18 protein-coding genes and 1 pseudogene are annotated in these 19,419 nt (G+C 67.3%); 13 read left to right on the forward strand and 6 right to left on the reverse strand.

What is annotated here, in order from left to right; translation table 11 throughout:
* Positions 1 to 71: 71 nt before the first annotated feature.
* A complete protein-coding gene (locus tag OHT51_RS13480; protein ID WP_328879169.1) occupies positions 72 to 824 on the reverse strand; it encodes a Ku protein in 753 nt (250 codons plus the stop codon).
* Positions 825 to 934: 110 nt separating this feature from the next.
* On the opposite strand from OHT51_RS13480, the gene OHT51_RS13485 reads away from it, so the two are divergent.
* On the forward strand, positions 935 to 2,188 hold the full coding sequence (locus OHT51_RS13485; RefSeq protein WP_328879170.1) for an IS256 family transposase: 1,254 nt from the start codon (positions 935 to 937) through the stop codon (positions 2,186 to 2,188).
* Between the two features lie 31 nt (positions 2,189 to 2,219).
* Here OHT51_RS13485 and OHT51_RS13490 read toward each other — a convergent pair whose 3' ends face one another.
* Positions 2,220 to 2,612 (reverse strand): hypothetical protein, encoded by a 393-nt coding sequence (locus OHT51_RS13490; protein ID WP_328879171.1) that lies wholly within the window; start codon positions 2,610 to 2,612, stop codon positions 2,220 to 2,222.
* Between the two features lie 125 nt (positions 2,613 to 2,737).
* Positions 2,738 to 3,091: pseudogene (gene ku, locus OHT51_RS13495) on the reverse strand (non-homologous end joining protein Ku); the annotation flags it as partial.
* A 395-nt stretch (positions 3,092 to 3,486) separates the two neighbouring features.
* On the opposite strand from ku, the gene OHT51_RS13500 reads away from it, so the two are divergent.
* From OHT51_RS13500 to OHT51_RS13535, 8 genes are read left to right on the forward strand one after another with little or no spacing between them, the layout of a single operon-like run.
* Complete coding sequence (locus OHT51_RS13500) at positions 3,487 to 4,845, forward strand: glycosyltransferase family 4 protein (RefSeq protein ID WP_328879172.1); 1,359 nt, start codon at positions 3,487 to 3,489, stop codon at positions 4,843 to 4,845.
* A gap of 2 nt (positions 4,846 to 4,847) precedes the next feature.
* Positions 4,848 to 5,840, forward strand: coding sequence for a D-2-hydroxyacid dehydrogenase (locus tag OHT51_RS13505; protein WP_328879173.1), 993 nt, complete (start codon positions 4,848 to 4,850; stop codon positions 5,838 to 5,840).
* Positions 5,827 to 6,948: a GTP 3',8-cyclase MoaA gene (locus OHT51_RS13510; protein WP_328879174.1), complete on the forward strand. Its 1,122-nt coding sequence runs from the start codon at positions 5,827 to 5,829 to the stop codon at positions 6,946 to 6,948. The genes OHT51_RS13505 and OHT51_RS13510 overlap by 14 nt, the downstream gene beginning before the upstream one ends.
* Positions 6,945 to 8,045 carry a hypothetical protein gene (locus OHT51_RS13515; RefSeq protein ID WP_328879175.1) on the forward strand — a complete coding sequence of 367 codons (1,101 nt, stop codon included), beginning with the start codon at positions 6,945 to 6,947 and terminating at the stop codon, positions 8,043 to 8,045. Before OHT51_RS13510 ends, OHT51_RS13515 begins: the two co-directional genes overlap by 4 nt.
* Before the next feature lie 15 nt (positions 8,046 to 8,060).
* Entirely contained in the window at positions 8,061 to 8,876 is an 816-nt protein-coding gene (locus OHT51_RS13520) for a radical SAM protein (RefSeq protein ID WP_328879176.1), read from the forward strand.
* Positions 8,877 to 8,899: 23 nt separating this feature from the next.
* Positions 8,900 to 10,627, forward strand: a complete 1,728-nt coding sequence (locus tag OHT51_RS13525; protein ID WP_328879177.1) for a carbamoyltransferase C-terminal domain-containing protein — start codon at positions 8,900 to 8,902, stop codon at positions 10,625 to 10,627.
* Positions 10,624 to 11,229 carry an HD domain-containing protein gene (locus tag OHT51_RS13530; protein WP_328879178.1) on the forward strand — a complete coding sequence of 202 codons (606 nt, stop codon included), beginning with the start codon at positions 10,624 to 10,626 and terminating at the stop codon, positions 11,227 to 11,229. The genes OHT51_RS13525 and OHT51_RS13530 overlap by 4 nt, the downstream gene beginning before the upstream one ends.
* Positions 11,226 to 12,218, forward strand: a complete 993-nt coding sequence (locus tag OHT51_RS13535) for a glycosyltransferase (RefSeq protein WP_328879179.1) — start codon at positions 11,226 to 11,228, stop codon at positions 12,216 to 12,218. The genes OHT51_RS13530 and OHT51_RS13535 overlap by 4 nt, the downstream gene beginning before the upstream one ends.
* A gap of 11 nt (positions 12,219 to 12,229) precedes the next feature.
* Here the strand turns inward: OHT51_RS13535 and gltX are convergent, their stop codons facing one another.
* Both gltX and OHT51_RS13545 read right to left on the reverse strand, forming a co-directional pair.
* Complete coding sequence (gltX, locus tag OHT51_RS13540; RefSeq protein WP_328879180.1) at positions 12,230 to 13,597, reverse strand: glutamate--tRNA ligase; 1,368 nt, start codon at positions 13,595 to 13,597, stop codon at positions 12,230 to 12,232.
* 140 nt (positions 13,598 to 13,737) lie between these two features.
* Positions 13,738 to 14,445, reverse strand: coding sequence for a hypothetical protein (locus OHT51_RS13545; protein WP_328879181.1), 708 nt, complete (start codon positions 14,443 to 14,445; stop codon positions 13,738 to 13,740).
* A 277-nt stretch (positions 14,446 to 14,722) separates the two neighbouring features.
* On the opposite strand from OHT51_RS13545, the gene OHT51_RS13550 reads away from it, so the two are divergent.
* The 4 genes from OHT51_RS13550 to OHT51_RS13565 all read left to right on the forward strand — a co-directional run bounded on the left by OHT51_RS13550 (position 14,723) and on the right by OHT51_RS13565 (position 18,681).
* Complete coding sequence (locus OHT51_RS13550; RefSeq protein WP_328879182.1) at positions 14,723 to 15,199, forward strand: hypothetical protein; 477 nt, start codon at positions 14,723 to 14,725, stop codon at positions 15,197 to 15,199.
* A 377-nt stretch (positions 15,200 to 15,576) separates the two neighbouring features.
* Positions 15,577 to 16,458, forward strand: coding sequence for a hypothetical protein (locus OHT51_RS13555; protein WP_328879183.1), 882 nt, complete (start codon positions 15,577 to 15,579; stop codon positions 16,456 to 16,458).
* Positions 16,459 to 16,756: 298 nt separating this feature from the next.
* On the forward strand, positions 16,757 to 17,596 hold the full coding sequence (locus tag OHT51_RS13560) for an IS5 family transposase (protein ID WP_328879184.1): 840 nt from the start codon (positions 16,757 to 16,759) through the stop codon (positions 17,594 to 17,596).
* A 245-nt stretch (positions 17,597 to 17,841) separates the two neighbouring features.
* Positions 17,842 to 18,681 carry an IS5 family transposase gene (locus OHT51_RS13565; RefSeq protein WP_328879185.1) on the forward strand — a complete coding sequence of 280 codons (840 nt, stop codon included), beginning with the start codon at positions 17,842 to 17,844 and terminating at the stop codon, positions 18,679 to 18,681.
* A 38-nt stretch (positions 18,682 to 18,719) separates the two neighbouring features.
* Here OHT51_RS13565 and OHT51_RS13570 read toward each other — a convergent pair whose 3' ends face one another.
* Entirely contained in the window at positions 18,720 to 19,277 is a 558-nt protein-coding gene (locus OHT51_RS13570; protein WP_328879186.1) for an ATP-binding protein, read from the reverse strand.
* Positions 19,278 to 19,419: the final 142 nt, after the last annotated feature.

Consider the following 19,419-nt stretch of genomic DNA (forward strand, 5'->3'; position numbering starts at 1 on the left):
ACGGGATGCGTGCGACGATCTCGTGCGCCAACCGGTCAGCCTCCGGGGACACCGGGCCGCCTTGAAGGGAGTCAGGCGGCACTCTTCTTCCGGCGGCGTCCGGTACGCGTGAGAGCGTCGATGAGCTGGTCGCGGCTCATCTTCGATCGGCCGGGGAGGTCCTGTTCGGTCGCCCGCTGGTACAGCTCCGCCTTGGTCAGCTTCTGCAGCTCGCTCTTGCCCGCCCTGTGGCCGCGATCCCTCGTCGACGCACGCGCCTGCTTCGGCGGGGCCTTCCTTGAGGCCGTCTTCTTCGCCGTCTTCGCCCCCGACGGGCGTGCGGTCTTGCGGCGTGTGGACGGTGTTTGCCGACCGGCGGCCGCACGCCCACCGCGGCCGGTGCCGGCGGCATCGAGGCTGCTCTGCAAGGCCTGCATGAGGTCGACGACGTTTGTCGCGGTGGGCGCCTCCTCGGCTAGGGCGACCTCCTGTCCCTCGGCCTTCGCCTTCACCAGCTCACGCACCTGCTCCTGGTAGGTGTCGTGGTAGCGGGCAGGCTCCCAGTCGCCGCTGAGGGCCTCGATCAGTTGCAGCGCCATCTGCAGTTCCTTGCCGCGCCCGGCCCGTCCGGAAGGCAGCTCGGGCAGTTCCTTGCCCGGGTCACGGACCTCGTCGGCCCAGTGGAGGGTCTGGAGCACCAGGATCTTGTCCTCTGCCCGGAGGGCGGTCAGGTACTGCTTGCCCCGCATGACGAAGGTGGCCACCCCCACCTTGTTCGCCTCGGCCAGTGCCGCCCGCAGCAGCTCGTACACCTTGTCGTACTCCTTGCCGCGAGCAATGCTCAAGACCTGTGGATCAACCTTGGGTTGGGCGAGAAGGACGTACCTTCCCGATTGATCCTGTGATGGTCACCGAGTAGGCCCGCGTTCGCAGCGCGGGTCGGGAAGGCACGCCCGTGCTCAGCGTAGTCAATGCCGACGGCAGCACCCCGAACGGCTTTCTGATCGACGAGATTGTCCGTGAGGGGGCGAGGCGGATGCTCGCCGCCGCCCTGGAAGCCGAAGTCAACGCCTACTTAGCCGAGTTGGCTGATCAACGGGACGACCGAGGCCGTCGGCTGGTGGTGCGCAACGGCTACCACCAGCCCCGGTCGGTGACCACGGCTGCCGGGTCGGTGGAGGTGAAGGCCCCGCGGGTGAACGACCGCCGCATCGACGAGACCACCGGGGAGCGCAAGCGGTTCTCCTCGGCGATCCTGCCGCCGTGGTGCCGCAAGTCCCCGAAGATCAGCGAGGTGCTGCCGCTGCTCTACCTGCACGGACTGTCCTCCGGCGACTTCGTGCCCGCGCTGGAGCAGTTCCTGGGCAGCTCGGCCGGTCTCTCGCCGGCCACCGTCACCCGCCTCACCACCCAGTGGCAGGCCGACCACAAGGCATTCGGCGAGCGCGACCTGGCCGGCTCCGACTACGTCTACGTCTGGGCCGACGGCATCCACCTGCGCATCCGCCTGGCCGAGGCGAAGTCCTGCGTCCTGGTGGTGATGGGCGTGCGCGCGGACGGCACCAAGGAACTGATCGCGATGGCCGATGGCTACCGCGAATCCGCCGAGTCTTGGGCTGACCTGCTTCGCGACTGCGCCCGGCGCGGCATGCGCGCCCCCGTCCTGGCCGTCGGCGACGGAGCACTCGGGTTCTGGAAGGCCCTTGCGGAGGTGTTCCCCGAAGCCCGCCATCAGAGGTGCTGGGTTCACAAAACGGCCAACGTCGTCAACGCCCTGCCGACCTCGGCACAGCCCGGAGCCCGCAAGGCCCTGCAGGAGATCTACAACGCCGAGGACCGCGAGCACGCGCTCAAGGCGGTGGCCACGTTCGGGAAGACCTACGGCACGAAGTGGCCCAAGGCCGTCAAGAAAATCACCGACGACGTCGGCGAGCTGCTGGCGTTCTACGACTTCCCCGCCGAGCACTGGATCCACCTGCGCACGACGAATCCGATCGAGTCGACCTTTGCCACCGTCCGCCTGCGGACGAAGGTGACCAAAGGCGCCGGCAGCGCGGCCGCCGCGCTCGCCATGGTTTTCAAGCTCGTCGAGTCTGCCCAGCAGCGGTGGCGAGCCGTGAACGCACCCCACCTCGTCGCCCTCGTCCGCGCCGGCGCCCGCTTCGAACGCGGTCACCTCGTCGAACGTCCCGAGGGGCAAGCGGCTTGAACGTCCTCAACCCGCATGCATGTCAAGGGACCTACTCCGGGGCTGTCGCACGGGCCCAGTACTCGCGGACCACCGCCAGGTTGCCTTCGAAGACCTCATCGCCGCGACGGCTGGTGAAGATCCCCGGGATCGCAAGCGATCGTCCTCGCGCCCGATACACGCGCACCTCCCACCAGGCCCCGCCGCGTGTCTGGTGGCTGCGCGGCTCAATGCCGGTGATCTCACTCCACGGGGTCGCTCGGCGACTGACGAGTGTGGAGAATTGGATCCGATCAGGCGCGAGGAGCGTTCGGCCATATCCGCGGTTGATCATATAGAAGAGCGAAGCCAGCCAAAGGACGCCGACGACGCCGCCCCACCACCAGCGGCCCGTCGTGGCTGTCGCCTCCGTCGCCACTGCCATGCCCGCGAACAGCAGCGTCAAGACCCCGGTCCACCACCAGTTCCTACGCCGGGCAGCAATGTCGAGACCGATCCATATCTCCGGCACGCGCTGATGCTACAGACAACCAGGATGAGACCCCATCCACAGTTCTTGACAATTCCTCCCTTGCCGCGCGGGGCGATGTAGTAGGTGCGGTCGAAGTACACCGGCTCGATCTGATCGAGGTCGATGAAGTCGCTGATGTCGATGGTCTGGGAGCGGCCCGGCGCGATCTCGTCCAGTTCGTCCGGCTCGACCACGATGTATTCGCCTTCATCCACCTCGTAGCCCTTGACGATGTCGCTGGTGTCGACTTCCTTGCCGGTGCGTTCGTTGACCCGCTTGTTGCGGATCCGGTCGGCTGTGCCGCGCTGCAGCTGGTGGAAGTGGACCGTGTGGTCCTCGGTCGCGGTGTAGAGCCCGACCGGCACGCTTACCAGGCCGAACGTGATCACACCTGTCCAGATCGCCCGGGCCATGGCCGTGCTCCGTTCCGTGCGCCCCAGCATGGGCACTGCCAGGGGAAATACCTTCTGCACCCACGCTCGCACCACCGCCCGCACCGCGCGCGCCGAGCCAGCCGAGCCCGCCGGGGTGACCGAAGCGCTGCTTACTCGCCCGTCGCTGACGCTCGACCGACCAGATCGTCGACATCCAGCAACTCGCCCACAAACAAAGGCCGTTGTTGTCAAGGGACTGTCGTCGAATTCCTGCGGACACTTTGTCCGCTCGCTGCGCTCGCGTAGTGGAATCGTCTTCTCACGCTCCGTTGCCCACAGCTTCCGATAGGCCGCAGCGCCCATGCGCGGCCCAGGCAACTCCCTGCGTCAGCCACCGATCCCTCCCCCCAATCCCGCACTGGAGGTGTCTGCCCATGGCAGCCCATAAACGCAGTCCACAGGGCGCGATTCACGTTCCGACCGGTGATGCAATCGCCCCTCAGCGGCAAGACGGTAGACGGCGAGTCGTCGGGCCGGTCTCCAGCCCGACCACCCAGCCGAAGATCGCCGTCGCGCTGCACGACGGCTATTACGGCTGCACATCGGGCACGGGCTTCAGCAACCGAGCATTCCTTGAGGTACTCACGCGAACCTTGCCCCGGGGACGCCTCCTGGTCATGCCCGTTCACATCCGACCCTCCGACGCCAGCTACGACCCGGCATGGGTGGCGGAGACGGAGAGGATCGTGCAGCGAGCCGGGGCCGAGGTTGTTCCCGTTCCGGGCGGTCGTGCGGCGACCGCCGCCCTCGCGGGCGGTGAGGCCCTGTGTGAGCGCGTAGCGGAAGTCGCCCGAGAGCACCTTGCCCGTGCACCCATGGCCCATCTGATCGGCTTGGACATCCCCTTCCTTGGTCTCGGGCTTCATCGACGCGCCGACGACCCGTTCAGCCTCTTACTCGTGCCCCGGTCAACGAGCGAACTCGCCTCGCCCGAGGACCGGCGGCGTATCCACTGGGAGCACAGGGGGCTGACGGCCGCAGTGAGTAGCGGTGCGCGCGTCGCCGCCATCTCGCACCACATGCGCGGCCACCTTGAGCAGGTCTACGGCATCCCACGGCACGCAGTCGTCGACCTCCCCAACGGCCTGCTCCTGCATGATCACGAGGACCTCCCCTCTGCTCCGTTGCCGCCACGAGCCAAAGCGGGCTTCCTCCTGTCCATGGGCCGAGCCGTGGAGAGCAAAGGGTTCGAAGACCTGCTGGAAGCCATCCGTTTCCTCAAAGGGCAGGGGACCCACATGCCGCACCTTTTACTCGCCCCCACCACGCACGCGGAAGGTCTCACGGACTACCAGCGGCAGCTCCAGGCGATGGTCCGTGACTACGCGATCGACGCGACGTTTCTGTCGCGGTTCTCTTCCCGGTACCGCTCGTGGCTGCGCAGTCCAGCCCTCCGTGGCGTGGTCGTGCCCTCCCGTGCCGAGCCGTTCGGGAGGATCCCTCTCGAGGCGTTCGCCTCGGGGGCCGCACCGGTGGTCGCGACGCGGGCGGGCGGACTCACGGAGACGGTCATCGATGGGGTGACCGGATTCATGGCAGAAGCCCGTGACCCTGTTGACCTTGCCCGTGCGATCAGACGAGCGCTTCACATCAGTGGCCCGGAGCGTGAGCAGATGCGCGCTCAGAGCGGGGCACTGCTCACGGCCCGGCACGACTACGAGGCCACCATCCGCTCCTACCTGCGCCAGTACACCCCTTGGGCAATGACGCTCAGCCTCGCTGCGAGGAGTTGAGCGTGACAACCACCGTCCTGGTCTGCCTCAACTCGCCTTACTCCTTCTGGCAGTTATCAGACCAGCATGCCGAACAACTGCGGTCCGCATTCCCGGACGTCCGTTTCCGACTTGCCCAGGAGCCCGACGTCGCTACCGAGATCCGTACCGCTGACGTCTATTTCGGTTGGGCCTTCGACGCGGGCTGGCTAAAGGCCCCGACGCGATTGCGCTGGACAGCCACCCCGTCCGCGGGTGTCGATCACTGGCCAGTCGCCGCACTCGATGCTGCCGGCGTGACGCTCAGCCGTGGGTTCGGCTACCACGGTCAGCCGATGGCCGAGCACGCGATCGGGCTGCTCCTCGGCTTCTCGCGTGGCCTGTTCGAAAGCAGCAGACGTCAGGCCGGGTCGGTCTGGTGGAAGGACGACCTCGCCAGCAGTTTCTTCGACCTGTACGGACAGACCCTCACGATCGTCGGGTGCGGTTCTGTCGGCGTCCGCGTCGCCGAGGTCGCGCAGGCGTTCGGCATGCACGTCATCGGCGTAAGGCGCAGATGCCCTCGTTCCGAGCTCGGCGGGATCGAATGGGTGCCGGCGGATCGTGTTCGTGAAGCGCTAACGCGTTCCCGCGCCGTCGTGAACCTGCTCCCCGCGACCAACGAGACACACGGGTTCTTCGACCAGACCGCCTTCGAGGCGTGCGGCGCCGGGACGATCTTCCTCAACCTAGGGCGGGCCAGCACCGTCGACCACGACGCGCTCCTCGACGCACTGGACACCGGCCCGCTGGCCGGCGCCGCCCTCGACGTGCAGCCGAGCAAGCCGCCAGCGCTCGACGACCCGCTCCGCCACCATCCGCGGATCGTGCTCACACCCAAGAGCGCGGTCTTCAGCCACGCCTACATGGACCGGGCAGTCGCCTTCTTCCGCGACAACCTTCGGCGTTTCCTCACCGGCCAGCTCCTCAACGGCGCTGTTACCCCAACTCACGGAGGGCCGTATGACTTCCACTGATCAGACGTTGTCCAGGATCGACCTGTTGCGGCTGTTCGCCATGACTGGTCGGAACCACCCGTACATGGCACTCACGCTGAACTCGCTCTGCAATCGCGACTGCGTATTCTGCAAGCCGCGGTGCATGCCCGACTACGGGCACAAGGACGAGACGCTCACCGTCTCCGACTACGCGGACATCGCGAACGAGGCCGGCCTCTGGGGCATCCGCAAGGCGCACTGCTCGGGCGGGGAGCCGACGCTGCGTGCCGACATCCTCGACATCATCGGGGCGCTCTCCACCGGTCTCGGCGACAATGCGACCGTCGGTATGACCAGCCACGGCAACCTGCGCCGCGGCCTGACCGTGGACGCGCTGCACGATGCCGGGCTCACGTACCTGAACGTCAGCCTCCACAGCCTCGATTCCTCGCGCTCCTCCGAGATCATGGGTGGCGGCGATTCACGAGTCACCCGTGCCACAATCGACCGAGCACTCGAGCTCGGCCTCAAGGTCAAGATCAACTGTGTACTTCAGCGGTCGTACCTGGATGACGCCTTCGGTGTCGCGGAACTCGCCAAGCAACTCCCCATCGCCGTACGGCTGATCGAGCTGCAGCGCATCGGGCCGGCGGAGGCCCTGTTTCCCACTGAGTTCGTGCCCGAGGCGGAAGTCCGCGAACGCCTCCACGCGTGGTTCGAGAGGGCCGGGGAGATCTCCCGCACCGAGTTGGGCGTGCGAAGCCCCGGACGCTACCTCCAGCCGCCCGGCTGGGCCGGCTCCATCGGATTCATCTCCAACTCCTCCTGCGCCACCTGCTCCGACGCCAACCGCATCAAGATCACACCCACCGGCATCGCGAGGCCGTGCATCCTCCACAACCGGGACATCCCCCTGAAGCCGCATCTTGCGGACGGCACCATGGCCGACGCGTACGCCCACCTCTTCCGCGCCATGCTCGAGCGCGACAGCAACGATGCGTGGCAGGGCTTCCACTACGTCGACTACGACCTGCGCTGGGACCGCCTGGAGCGGCCGCAGGGCGTGCCCGTGCTTCCCCTGTTGCCTGTGGCCGGTAGTACGGGCGGGGGCTGCTCGCTTCGCCGACCCGCAGAGGAGGCCGAGTGACCACGGCCCGTCCCGTCTCGTCGTACGCGCAGCTCGGCGTCACCTACGCCGAGCAGTTGGCCGCCGAGGGTGTCGCAGCAAGCATGCTCACGCACAAGTGGCAGGCCAACGACCTCATCGAACCGCACTCGGACATGGACATCCGCGTCATCCTCGACCAGACCCCTGACTCGTGGTGGGGGTGGAACGAGCGGCTGGCCACCGCCCATCACCGGGCGGTACTCCTGGACCCGGCGCACAGCCGACTGCTCGAACATCCGCCCGGGTTCGCGTTCACCGTCGGCGACCTCGACCGGAACCACGTGTCCCCGGCCGAGATCTCCACCTGGAGCCTGATAACGGGTAACGCGGCCACTCTCCGGCGGTGGAAGTCCCGGGCGCAGATGATGCCGTGGAGCCGCGCGGACGAGAGGTTCTACCGCGGGATCCTCGACGCACGGGTCGAGGGCCGCTACCAACTCGACAGGGACAGCACCGACAACGTCCACCACGACCTCGACGGCTACAGAAAGCACTGCATCGTCTGGCACTACGTGGCGCCGTGCTGGTTCGCGTCGGCGGCCCTCGCCACGCGGACCCGCTACCCCGGGAAGACCGCTGCAATCAACCAGTGGCAACCCGGCGAGCTCGAATCCCATGCCGAGGAGTTCCTTCACCTGTCCGCCACTACCTCGGATCCGGGCCCTTCCCCAACGCAGGTACTGCGCACGGCCCACATCACCGTGGACGCGGTACTGCGCCACACACCTCCCCCCAGGCCGCTGCCGGAGGCGTCGGAGGCGGCCTTGGCGGCCTGGATCACGGCCGCCGGCATGCTCCGCGTACGCGTCGCACGCTGGATCTACTACCTGAACCCGCCGCCGGGGACCGTGACCGGCTACTTGATCGCCCGCGAGGAGAAGGAGCTCCGTTCCGCCCGGAACACATTGACCCGCCTCGCCGACCGAACCTCCGGTGATGACGCGCTGCTCGTGAAGGCCATGACGGCACTGCTGCGACCAGGCCCGACCACGGCATGCACCCTTCGCGACCTCCTCGCCCTATGGAGTCGTCACCGCTCCGTCGTCGAAGACTTCCTCTCCGCCCACCCCGCGTGACCAAAGGGGCTACTCATGACCTCCTCCTTCGTGCTGTCTGGTACCCGCAGGACCCTCAAGACCGCGAAGATCAAGATCACGACCAAGTGCAACCGCCATTGCGACTTCTGCATCTTCGCCGAAGGTGGCCAGGGCGAGAACATGCCGCTGGACACGTTCGAGCAAGTCCTCGACCGCCTTGGACAGATCCCGTTCCGGCAGTTGCACATCAACGGCGGAGAACCCACCGTCCACCGCGACTTCAGCGAGCTCAGCGGCCTGGCTCGTGACCGTTTTCCGGACCAGGTCATGGTGCTCGGCTCCAACGCGGTCACCCTGGCCCGCAACGAGCGCCTCTTTGAGGCGACCCTCACGCACTACGACCAGGTCCTCATCGGCTGCGACGAGGAGCACGACAACTACGACGAGGTCCGCGCCGTCATCCCCGTACTCCGGGAAGCCGGAAAGACCGTCGTCATCAACAGCGTGCTGGAGGCCATCGCCCCGGACCGCCTCGGGCAACTGGCCGCCTTGTGCGACGAGCACGGAGCCATCCACGTCACCAACGACGTCCATCACATCGACGTCGGTCAGCCGACCAACGATCTCGGGGGACTCTGCGACCGTAACGTCGACCAGCACCTCATGATCGAGGTCGGCGGCGACTGCTACCGGTGCTTCAACGCCATGGCCAAGAACGACAGCGAGTTCACGGTCTGGGACGACGACTTCGCCGCCAAGGTCTTCGCGCCGCGCCGCGAGCACTACGACTTCTGCCTGAAGTGCCACGAGTACAGGGACTCGGGTCTTCAGGTCGTCCCCTCCCTCGCCCGCCGCACGGCATCCGTCTGACCACCCTCTGCCCGGAGGTCCCCATGCGCGCAGTGCTTGGCCTGAACTTCCACCACGACACCTCCGCCTGCCTCGTCGTCGACGGCCGCATCCACGCGGCCGAGGAAGAGCGATGGAGCGGCGTCAAACACAACCGCACCACACGCAAGGGCATCCTCACCGCCCCCACCCAGGCCCTCGACTGGTGCCTGCGGTCCGCCGGCATCACCGTCGACGAAATCGACCACGTGTGGACCCCCTCCATGCGGCCCGCCCCCCGGCACGGATCGTGGGCGTCCACGGAACAGGCCGAACTCGCCGCCCTGCTCCCCGAGGCGCTCGGGCAGCGGCTGAAGCTCATCTCCCACCACACCGCGCACGTCCTGGCCGGCTATCTGCTCTCCGGCGAGGAACACGCCGCCGGCCTGGTCATCGACGCGGGCGGGTCCGTCCTCGGCACGGACATCGCGTCGGGACGCGAACGGATCACCGGCTACGACCTGAGGCCGGACAGCATCGACCGCGTCCATCAGATCGCACCGGCCATCGCCCCCGGCCCGTCCGGACCCGTGCGCACCCACCCGTCCCTCGGCCACTTCTACCGCAACCTCGCGCTGCGAGTGATTCCGACGGGCAACGAAGTGGAGGGCAGCATGATGGCCCTCGCCGCGTTCGGTGACCCGGACCGCTACTACAAGGAACTCCGCGACCTCGTCCAACTCGGCGAGAACGGACACGTGCACATCGCGGCGCCATGGGGCTCGTACGACGCCGACACCCCGCTCGGGATCGAAGACGCCGTCTGGACCGCGCAGTCCGCCGACTCGAAGCCGCTGAACGCCCGCGCCGACCTGGCTGCGGCGGCACAGCGGGTCTTCGCCGAGGCCGTCATCCACGTGGCCCGTCACCTGCGCCGTCTCACGGCTGCCCGCACACTGGTCTTCTCCGGCGGCTGCGCCCTGAACTCCCATCTCAACGGCACACTCGCCGAAGAGTCCGGCTTCGAGAAACTGTTCGTCGCCCCGGCGCCCCACGACGCCGGCACCGCGGTCGGCGCCGCCCTCTACGCCTGGAACTACGTCCTCGGGCAACCCCTCCTGCCGACACCCGAGGACGCCGACTGGGGCCCGCTACCCGGCCCCCTGCCCGACAGGGCCCTCGCGGGCGGCTACCGCAGCGTCTCCGGCCTCGGTGAGCGGCTGATCCCCACCGTCGCCGCGCTCCTCGCGGACCACCACGTCGTCGGCTGGGTTCGGGGCGGCATGGAGTTCGGACCGAGGGCCCTCGGTCACCGCTCGATCCTCGCCCACCCCGGCGAGGCGGCGACCAAGGCCCGCCTGAACGCCCTCAAACAGCGGGCCGACTACCGCCCGTTGGCGCCCCTGGCACTCGTCGAGGAAGCCGACGCGTGGTTCCTCGGCGACGGCGACCCGTTCATGAACCGCGTCGTACGCGCCCGCCACTGCAAGTCCGACCGGATGCCCGCGGTTGTCCACCACGACGGAACCGCCCGTCTCCAGACCGTCAGCCGAGGACACTCCGGCGTCCGCCCGCTGCTGGAGGAGTTCCACCGGCTCACCGGCGTGCCCGTCCTCCTGAACACCTCCCTGAACTTCAAGGGAACGCCCATCCTCCGCACCGCCGAACAGGCCGTCACCGCCGCGGTCGAGCTCGGACTCGACGCCTTGGCCGTCGAGGACACGTTGGTCCTCGCCCCGCACGTGCGGCTCGACACGGCCCTGACGACCCCCGACGGAACGGACCGCACATGACCAGCACCTCCGCCATGACAGACGAACTCGGCTTCAGGGACTGGCCGGAGCCGGAACGAGCGCGAGGCCGGCTCGCCGCGACCCTCGCCACGACGATCTACGCCGGTCACGTCCGTGACCAGGGCACGCCCTACATCACCCACCCAGTGCGCGTCGTGACCGTCCTGAAGGACGAACTCGGCGTCACCGATCCCGAACTGCTCATCCTCGGCCTGCTGCACGACGCGCTGGAGGTGGCGCCGTCGGCCGAACGCCTCATAGCGTCCCACCTGGGCCCAGTCCTCACGCGGCGGCTGCGCTCCATGACCCCCGACCACCGGCTGGAGCAGCGCCCCAAGCAGCCGTGGGACTCGGACGTCTGGCACAACAAGATCAGGTGCCTCGGTCCGGAGGAACTGCTCATCCGTCTCGCCGACCGCATCGACAACCTGCGCGACCTGCGGCACTCACCGGACCCGGACCGCCGGACGCGCTTCCTCGACAGCCTGACCAGCACCTACCTGCCGCTCGCTGAGGAGTCCCGCGACGTGAGCGCACCACTACGAGCCGCGTACGAGGTGCTCCACGCCGAGTACCGGCAGCAGGCGGAGGCGGGCAGGTGACCCCGGTCGTCCACTCCATGTCGCCGATAGGCCGCACCGGAGGCCGCGTCTACCTCCGCATGATCCACGAGGTCACAGCCGATTCGATCGAATGGCGCACGGTGCCGGATTACAAACGCGCCTACACCGTCCGCCGAGGACGGAAGGTGCGCCACCTCGCCCGCCTCGCGCCTCATATCCGCGAACTCAGAGGCGAGCCGGGCTCGTTCCTCTGGGACGACCTCAGCATCCTGTTCTTCACCCCGGAGATGCGGGCCCGGACGGTCTTCGTCTTCCACCACTACGAGTCGCTGCAGTTCGACTCCTGGCCCCTCGAACCGCTGCTGTGGCGCAGGCTCTTCGCGGTTCTGCCCCAGTGCCGGGCGGTCGTGTGCGTCGCCCCGTTCTGGGCGGCGTTCCTGCGGGAGCGCGGAGTGGACAACGTCCGGGTGATCTACAACGCCTTCGACCTCGCCGAGATCGACAGAGTCCGCGGCATGGACCCGGCCGAATGCAAGGCCCGACTCGGTCTCCCCCAGGACGAGATCACCGTGTACGCGGGCAAAGCAGTGCACTGGAAAGGCATCGAGACAGTCGCCACGGCCATCAAGGGCGAACCCAGGCTCCGTCTCGTGACCACCGGAAGCAACACCATCGGCTCCCCGGGGCACCACTTCGACCTGCCCCGCCCCCGGTACCTCGAACTCCTGCGTGCCTGCGACGTCGGAGTCTTCACTCCGCGCATGCGAGAAGGGTGGAGCCGCTGCGCCGCGGAGGCGCTGCTCCTGGGTGTGCCCTGCCTCATCCAGCCGGTCGCCGGACTGGGTGACCTCGCGCGTATGACCGAGCAGCCACCCCCGGATCCGCGTCGGCTGGCCCAGCAGATACGGGAGCGGGCGGGCGCGCCGCCCGCCGAGTCGAAGACCGTGTACGAGACGCTGGCCCGCTTCGACACGACGTACTTCCGCGACGCCTGGTCCCGCCTCCTCCTGCAGGCGACGGGACCTTGATCACGAGGTGGTCAGCCAGCGAGCTTCGCCAGAGCCGCGTCGATCCGGGCCAGCGTACGGTCCTTGCCGAGGACCTCCAGGGACTCGAAGAGGGGCAGGCCGACCGTACGCCCCGTGACGGCGACGCGCACCGGGGCCTGGGCCTTGCCCAGCTTCAGGCTGTGCTCCTCGCCGGCGGCCAGGACCGCCTCCTTGAGAGACTCGGGGCTGGTCCAGTCGGCCGCCTCCAGCCTGGCGCGGGCCGTGGTCAGGAGGGCCGACGGGTCACCCTTCATCGCCTTGGTCCAAGAGGCCTCGTCCTCCACCGGCTCCTTCAGGAACAGGAAGTCGACGTTGGCCGTGATGTCCGACAGGACGGCCAGGCGGGTCTGGGCATGCGGCGCGATCGCTTCCCAGGCGGCCCGGTCAAAGTCCTCCGGGGCCCAGTTGGCGTACGGAGCGCGCAGCCACGGCTCGCAGGCCTCGATGAACTTCTCCAGCGGCAGGGCGCGGATGTACTCGCCGTTGAACGCGGTCAGCTTCTTGATGTCGAAGAAGGCCGGCGAGGTGTTCACGTCCTCGACGCGGAACTTCTCCTCCAGCTCCTCGTACGGGCGAAGCTCGACATCGTCCCCGGGGCCCCATCCGAGCAGCATGAGGTAGTTGGTCATCGCCTCCGGCAGGTAGCCCTCGGCGAGGTAGTCCTCAAGAGCGACCTTGTCCCGGCGCTTGGACAGCTTCTGTCGCTTCTCGTTCACGATCACCGGCAGGTGTGCCCACACGGGCGGCTTCGCACCGAGCGCCTCCCACAGCAACTGCTGCTTGGGCGTGTTCGACAGGTGCTCGTCGCCACGGATGACCAGGGTGATCCCCTCGTCGAGGTCGTCGACCACGTTGGCGATCAGGAAGACCGGGGAGCCGTCGCCGCGAGCGATGACGAAGTCCTCGATCGCCGCGTTCGGGAAGGACGGCTCACCCCGGATCAGGTCTACGACGACCGTCTCGCCCTCGGTGGGCGTGCGGAACCGCAGCGCCCGGCCCTCGACATACTCGAGGCCCCGGTCCCGGCAGAAACCGTCGTAGCCGAGGTGCTGCGAGCCGGTCCGCTCCTGGAGCTGCTCACGGGTGCAGTCGCAGTAGTACGCGCGACCCTCGGCGTAGAGCTGCTGGGCGGCCTCGCTGTGACGGTCGGCGTTCTGGGACTGGAAGTAGGGACCCTCGAAGGCGGGGTCGTCCTTGGAGATCCCGATGGACGCGAGCGCGCTGATGATGCCATCGATCCACTCCGGCTTGTTGCGAGCCGCGTCGGTGTCCTCGATACGCAGGACGAACTTGCCCCCCGACTGTCGTGCGACGGCCCAGTTGTAGAGAGCAGACCGGGCCCCACCAACATGGAACATTCCAGTCGGGGACGGGGCGAATCGCACGCGTGTGGAGGCTGTAGGCATGCGGGAAAGCCTACCGATTCCCAACGGCTGCTCGCCCGTCTCCATAGGGGCGGTGTCGCCCGCCACGTCGCACCCGGCGAGCACACCCGTGTTCAGTCCTTCGCCAGACGACGGCTGCGTTCGCAGACGTGCCAGGCCGTGGCCTCGCTGACCCCGAACGCCGCGCCAAGCTGGGCATACGTGGCTCCGCTCTTCTCACTCATCCGTACGAGATCGGCTTCCTGTGCACTGGTGAGTGCTTGCCGTCCCCCTCGTCCGGAGGCCGGCACAGGGGGCGGATCGGTGAGGTGGCGCCAGGTCGCCCCCTGCACGGCCGCTCGGACCGTCGCGTACTTCAGATGAAACTTGTCAGCGAGCGACCGCAGGGAAGCGCCGTCAGTATGCGCACGCCTCATCTCTCCCACTGTCGCCGCGGTCAGGAGCACACCCGGGCGGCGGGCCTCTGCAGCGGATCCGTTCGCTCCCTCTTCATCGACATGCGCCCAGGTGACACCGCGGATCGCATCGTGAACGGTGTTGTAGGGAAGACCGCTTCTCGTCGCGAGATAGCGCACAGTCGCGCCACCAGCGTGGTCGCGCCTCAACCGGCGCACATGATCTTCGTTCAGAACGGTGGGGCTGGGCTGGTCCGGATCAGCGGGCCGGGGCCGGCTGAGGGGCGGTGGATCATCCACCCGGCGCCAGGTGGCACCATAGACCGCCTTCGAGAGCGCCCTGCTGCTCACACCAATCGCACGCGCAAGATGATCGACTGAGGCCCCGTCTCGCACCTGCCGCCGGGCGTCACGCACCAGCTCCACCGTGAGCACCCGTCTGCCGCCACGATGATCGCGCCCTGGACCATCGGGACGCCTTTCCGCAGCATGTGGCGACACGTAAACACCCCCTCTCATGCTGAGCCGGCCAGACCAACCTCGGGCCGCAACAGCTTCGCCGTGGAGAGCAATGTATGGCCCGGGAATCCCTCCCTGATCAGATGTACCCCTGGCCCGGTTTCTGTGAAGACTGATCGTTGTCGCCGGCGACTGATGACCAGTACGTTCGTCTCTCCGAAGGTTGGGGCATCTGGGGGATCTGGTGCTGGACACGCTGGTGACAACGGCTGCTGGGGCTCTTTCAGCCACGGTGGGTGTTTGGGTCGGCGGTATCGTCACGCGTCGCGCGCAGGACCGTCAGTGGCTCCGGGACAAGCAGCTTGTTGCCTATCAGGAGCTCTTCAGTCACTACGCCAAGTTCACGATGGAGCTCAGGCGAGCGCATGGTGACCGGCGTGGCTGGGATTACGACTGGGGCGAGTGGAACGCGGTTCTGATGCGCGTGAGCCTGGTGGCCCCTCCGGAAGTCGCGACCGAGATCGATGATTTCGGCCGCGCCATCAACTCCTTCCTGGACCAAGTGGCGCGAGGGCGCGACCCGCTGCGTGACCCGGTGAGTTCGGAGGAGTTCGAGCAGGCCAGGCGGGCACCTGCCGAGGCACAGGTGAAGCTGGTCAACGCCATACGAAGGTCACTGAGCAATGATCCAAATGGACTGTCCTTCGGAATCGGTGGGTGAGAGCACAACGCGCGGGCTTTCGATGAGCGTGCACCAACTTCGATGTCACGGAGCGGTACGCAACACACTGGCCAGCGGGATGCGTTCGCGGGGCCGACGCGTGAACCCAGCTGTCGAGCGCTAACGCTTCTGCAGGGGGGACACACGCGATGACGGAGGTCGTCAGCACCCAGCCGAAGGCGATCAGCAGATAGGCCAGCCACTGGAGGCCGTCGTTCGACTCACGCCCTCGTCACCGCGGCTCACTACCCGGGGGGGGGCTGGCCCCTGCTCGCGGGCTGGAGATCAATACACTCGGATTCCGACTGCGCCCCGCCATCCGCCCGGAAGACCTCGAAAGCACCCAACCACTCATTGACCGCACGCAGGGGAGCACCATGGCAGAAACCAAGCAGCACTCGAGGCGACGGGCCCTGCGCCGCGAAATCGCCGGCACCATCGGCTTGCTCACCGACGAGCAGGACTTCACGGCAATGCGGCGCTACCGCACCTTCGTCTTCGACGACTACGAGCCCTATCTTCGACAGGTGGAAGCCCTGCTCCGGAGTCGCGCAGACGAAGGCAGCCACACCACGGTCGCCCTGTTCGACCCCGAGGAATACGCTGAGTTTTGTGCCGATACCGGTCTCGCCCCCGACGCCCCGGCCAGCCGCACCCGCTTCACCGCAGAAGTCGCCGTCACCGGCCCCACCCTCCCCTATGAGGGGCAACCTCTGGCCGCACTCGCCCGCGCCCTCATCGACGAGGCTGTCCGCCGGGCTACCCAGGAGTACGCATCCGAGTTCCTGTCTCACATAGGCCCCTGCGCAACCTGCGGAAAAGACATCGGCCGGGCCGCGCTTGCCCGAGCCTCGGAACTCCTCTTGTGCATCTTTAGCGCCGCGGGCCCCGGCGACTACCATCTCGTGTGTCGTGTGTCCGCCGCACCCGAAACCCTCGTCGTTGGTCTGCGCACCGACGGTGACTCACAACTCGAAGAGCCCGAAGTGCTGGAACTCACCACCGTTCTTGCCTTCGGTATCGCCGCACACAACGCCGGAGACCTCGTCATGCGTACCAGCGCCCCTGGCACGAGCGACCGCGTATACGGCTGGCGACTGCGCGGAGACGGACTCCAGCCTTTTACGGCGGCCGAGGTGTTCGACGCCTACCGCACCGACACCGAAGCGGCGGACACTGACGTCACGGAAGCGAATGTCGACTACTGCGAGCCACCCGACCTTGGCGAGGTTGGACGGCCAAGTGGGCACACGCACTGAGTCCGTTCCTGCTGGTGATGAATACGGCAATTGGGTTGAGGAAGCCGACTCAGATCAACATCAAACACCCACTCAGAGGGCGTTTATGCAGGTCAAGCCCTAAATACGGCTCTCGCCCCTGCCCTGCTTTGGGGGCCTTCATCCCATAGGCAGCGAATGATGGCCTCCAGGGCGGATGCTCAGCCATCCGCCTCGTTCACTTCCATGCCTGGAAGTCCGTCTGGTTTGAAGTTGCCATGGAATCGCCCAGTGAGCAACGGAACCGAGCCCTCCGCCTCGCACGTGATCACGCTACGCCGTGAGCGAGCGCAAGCCGTACCCCAGCGACCTGTCCGACGCCCGATGGGCCCTGATCGAGCCGACGTTGACGGCCTGGAGAAAGGCCCGACTCGACCGCAGACCAACCGGACAGCCGGCCAAGGTCGATTTACGGGACGTCTTCAACGCCATCCTCTACGTGAACCGCACCGGAATCCCCTGGAAATACCTCCCCCACGACTTCCCGAACCACGGCACCGTTTACGCCTACTACGCCGCCTGGCGCGACGAAGGAATCTTCGCCCAGCTCAACTACGACCAGACCGGACTGGCGCGAGTAAAAGAGGGGCGCAAGCCCGAGCCGACCGCATCCGTGATCGACACGCAGAGCGTGAAGACTTCCACCAACGTGCCCGTGACCAGCCAGGGAACGGACGCCGCGAAGAAGATCGTGGGCCGAAAGCGGGGCATCCTCACCGACACGATCGGGCTCATCCTCGCCGTGACCGTCACCGCCGCCCGCCTCTCGGAGAACGCCCTGGGAATCCGCTTCCTCGACCAGGCGAAGGAGATGTACCCGACCATCTCGAAGAGCTGGGTCGACACCGGCTTCAAGAACGCCGTCGTCGAGCACGGCGCCACCCTCGGAATCGACGTCGAAGTCGTCAACCGGAATCCGGAGAGCCGCGGCTTTCAGGTCGTGAAAAGGCGCTGGGTGGTGGAGCGGAGTATCGGTTGGATCATGATGCACCGCCGCCTCGCCCGCGACTACGAGCCCCTCACCGCCAGCTCCGAGGCCATGATCCACATCGCCTCGATCGACAACCTCGCCAGGCGCATAACGGACGAGACGACACTTACCTGGCGAGGAACGTACTAGGGCGCAAACGGCAATCTGCCCACTTCAAACGCCCTCTCACTGAGCGTTTGGTCCTGTCTCGGTCGAGTTGGTGTCTTTTCCGGAGTCCTGCAACGCCGGGGCCGCTTTGCTTGACGGGGCAGTCGACACGTCCGCGACGCCTGGGAGTCGTTTCGTTCCGGCTGCTCCTGTCTGCTCCCAACACGCCCCCGAGCGCCGCCTTTTGACCGCTGGCGGGGCCGGCCACGGTCGGCTATTTCGCAAACATGACTCCGCACGGCCCCTATCCCAGCGACCTGTCGGACGCGCGCTGGGCGCTGATCGAGCCCGTTCTGACGGCCTGGCGGGACCAGCGCCGCGCCCGCGCGCTGGACAGCGGCCGGCCGCCCGAACACGACCTGCGCCAGATCATGAACGCCATCCTGTATGTGGACCGCACCGGCATCCCCTGGCGCTACCTGCCGCACGACTTCGCCCCGTGGGCCACGGTGTACGGGTACTTCGCCAAGTGGCAGCAGGACGGCGTGTTCGAGCAGCTCACCGGGCTGCTGCGGCGCCTGGTCCGCGAAGCCGAGGGCCGACGCGCGGAGCCGTCGGCCTGCGTGCTGGACTCCCAGACCATCAAGACCTCCGCCAACGTGCACCTCGCCGACCAGGGCACGGACGCCGGGAAACGGATCATCGGGCGCAAGCGCCACCTCGGCTGCGACACCCTCGGCCTGCTGCTGACCGCGCTGGTCACTGCCGCCAGCGTCTCCGACACCGCAGCCGGCGTGACCCTGCTGTCCCGCATCGCCGCCGCCCACCCGCACATCACGAAGGCCTGGGTGGACGCCGGCTACCGCACCACCGCCATCGACCACGGCGCCCGCCTCGGCATCGACGTCCACCCCGTCCAACGCCCGCCCGGCGCCCGCGGGTTCACGATCATCCCGAGACGCTGGACCATCGAACGCAGCATCGGCTGGCTCATGCACCACCGCCGCCTCGCCCGGGACTACGAAACCCACCCGCACCGCTCCGAAGCCATGATCCACCTCGCGATGATCGACCTCATGGCCCGCAGACTCACCGGCGAAGCCACCCCGAACTGGCGCGGAACCTGACCCGGGACCAGACACGAATCACCGGACCAAACGCTCAGTCAGGCAGCTTGATGCTGTCCCCCGGCAGTTGCTGGCACGATCGGCACCCGCGACTCGGCCGACGACGCCATGCGGGCCTCGTGATCAGTTCGTCGCACGGCAGATACACCGGAGGACGGAGAATCCGCGGAGTTGTCGCCCAAGCCGTCAGTCGAAGGCTCTGGCGTGATCTCGAACCATGTCGTCTTGCCCCAGGACTCCGGCTGCGTTCCCCAGGCGTCTGCCAAGGCGCCAACGAGCAGGAGGCCCCGGCCGCTCTCATCGCTCGGCCCAGCCTCAACAACGCGCGGCAACGACGGGTTGGCGTCCGTGACTTCCACACGAAGCCGTTCGTCGGTCCGCGTCACAGCGACGTCGCACGGAGCGGCTGAGTGTAGGACGGCATTGGCGATCAACTCGCTCGCCAGCAGCTCAACAGTCTTCAGCGTTTCGTCCGACATGGAGAGACCCAAATTCTTGGCCAGCGCGGCGACTTGGCGGCGTGCGGACGGAACTGCCCCGACAGCAGCCACAACCGTGAATCCGTTCGTCGGACGTTCGGTCTTGCTGCGTGCCATGACGACAACCTCACCTCGGTAGCGGCCTCAGTGAACGGAAGCCTTCCATCCGACAAGAGCTGTGTGAGGACAGTCTGTCTCTAGGTATTCCACGCAAGACGCCTTGACGCCGCGGTGAGTTGTGGTACTCGAAGCCAATTTG

Source organism: Streptomyces sp. NBC_00299 (assembly GCF_036173045.1).
GTDB classification, from domain to species: domain Bacteria; phylum Actinomycetota; class Actinomycetes; order Streptomycetales; family Streptomycetaceae; genus Streptomyces; species Streptomyces machairae.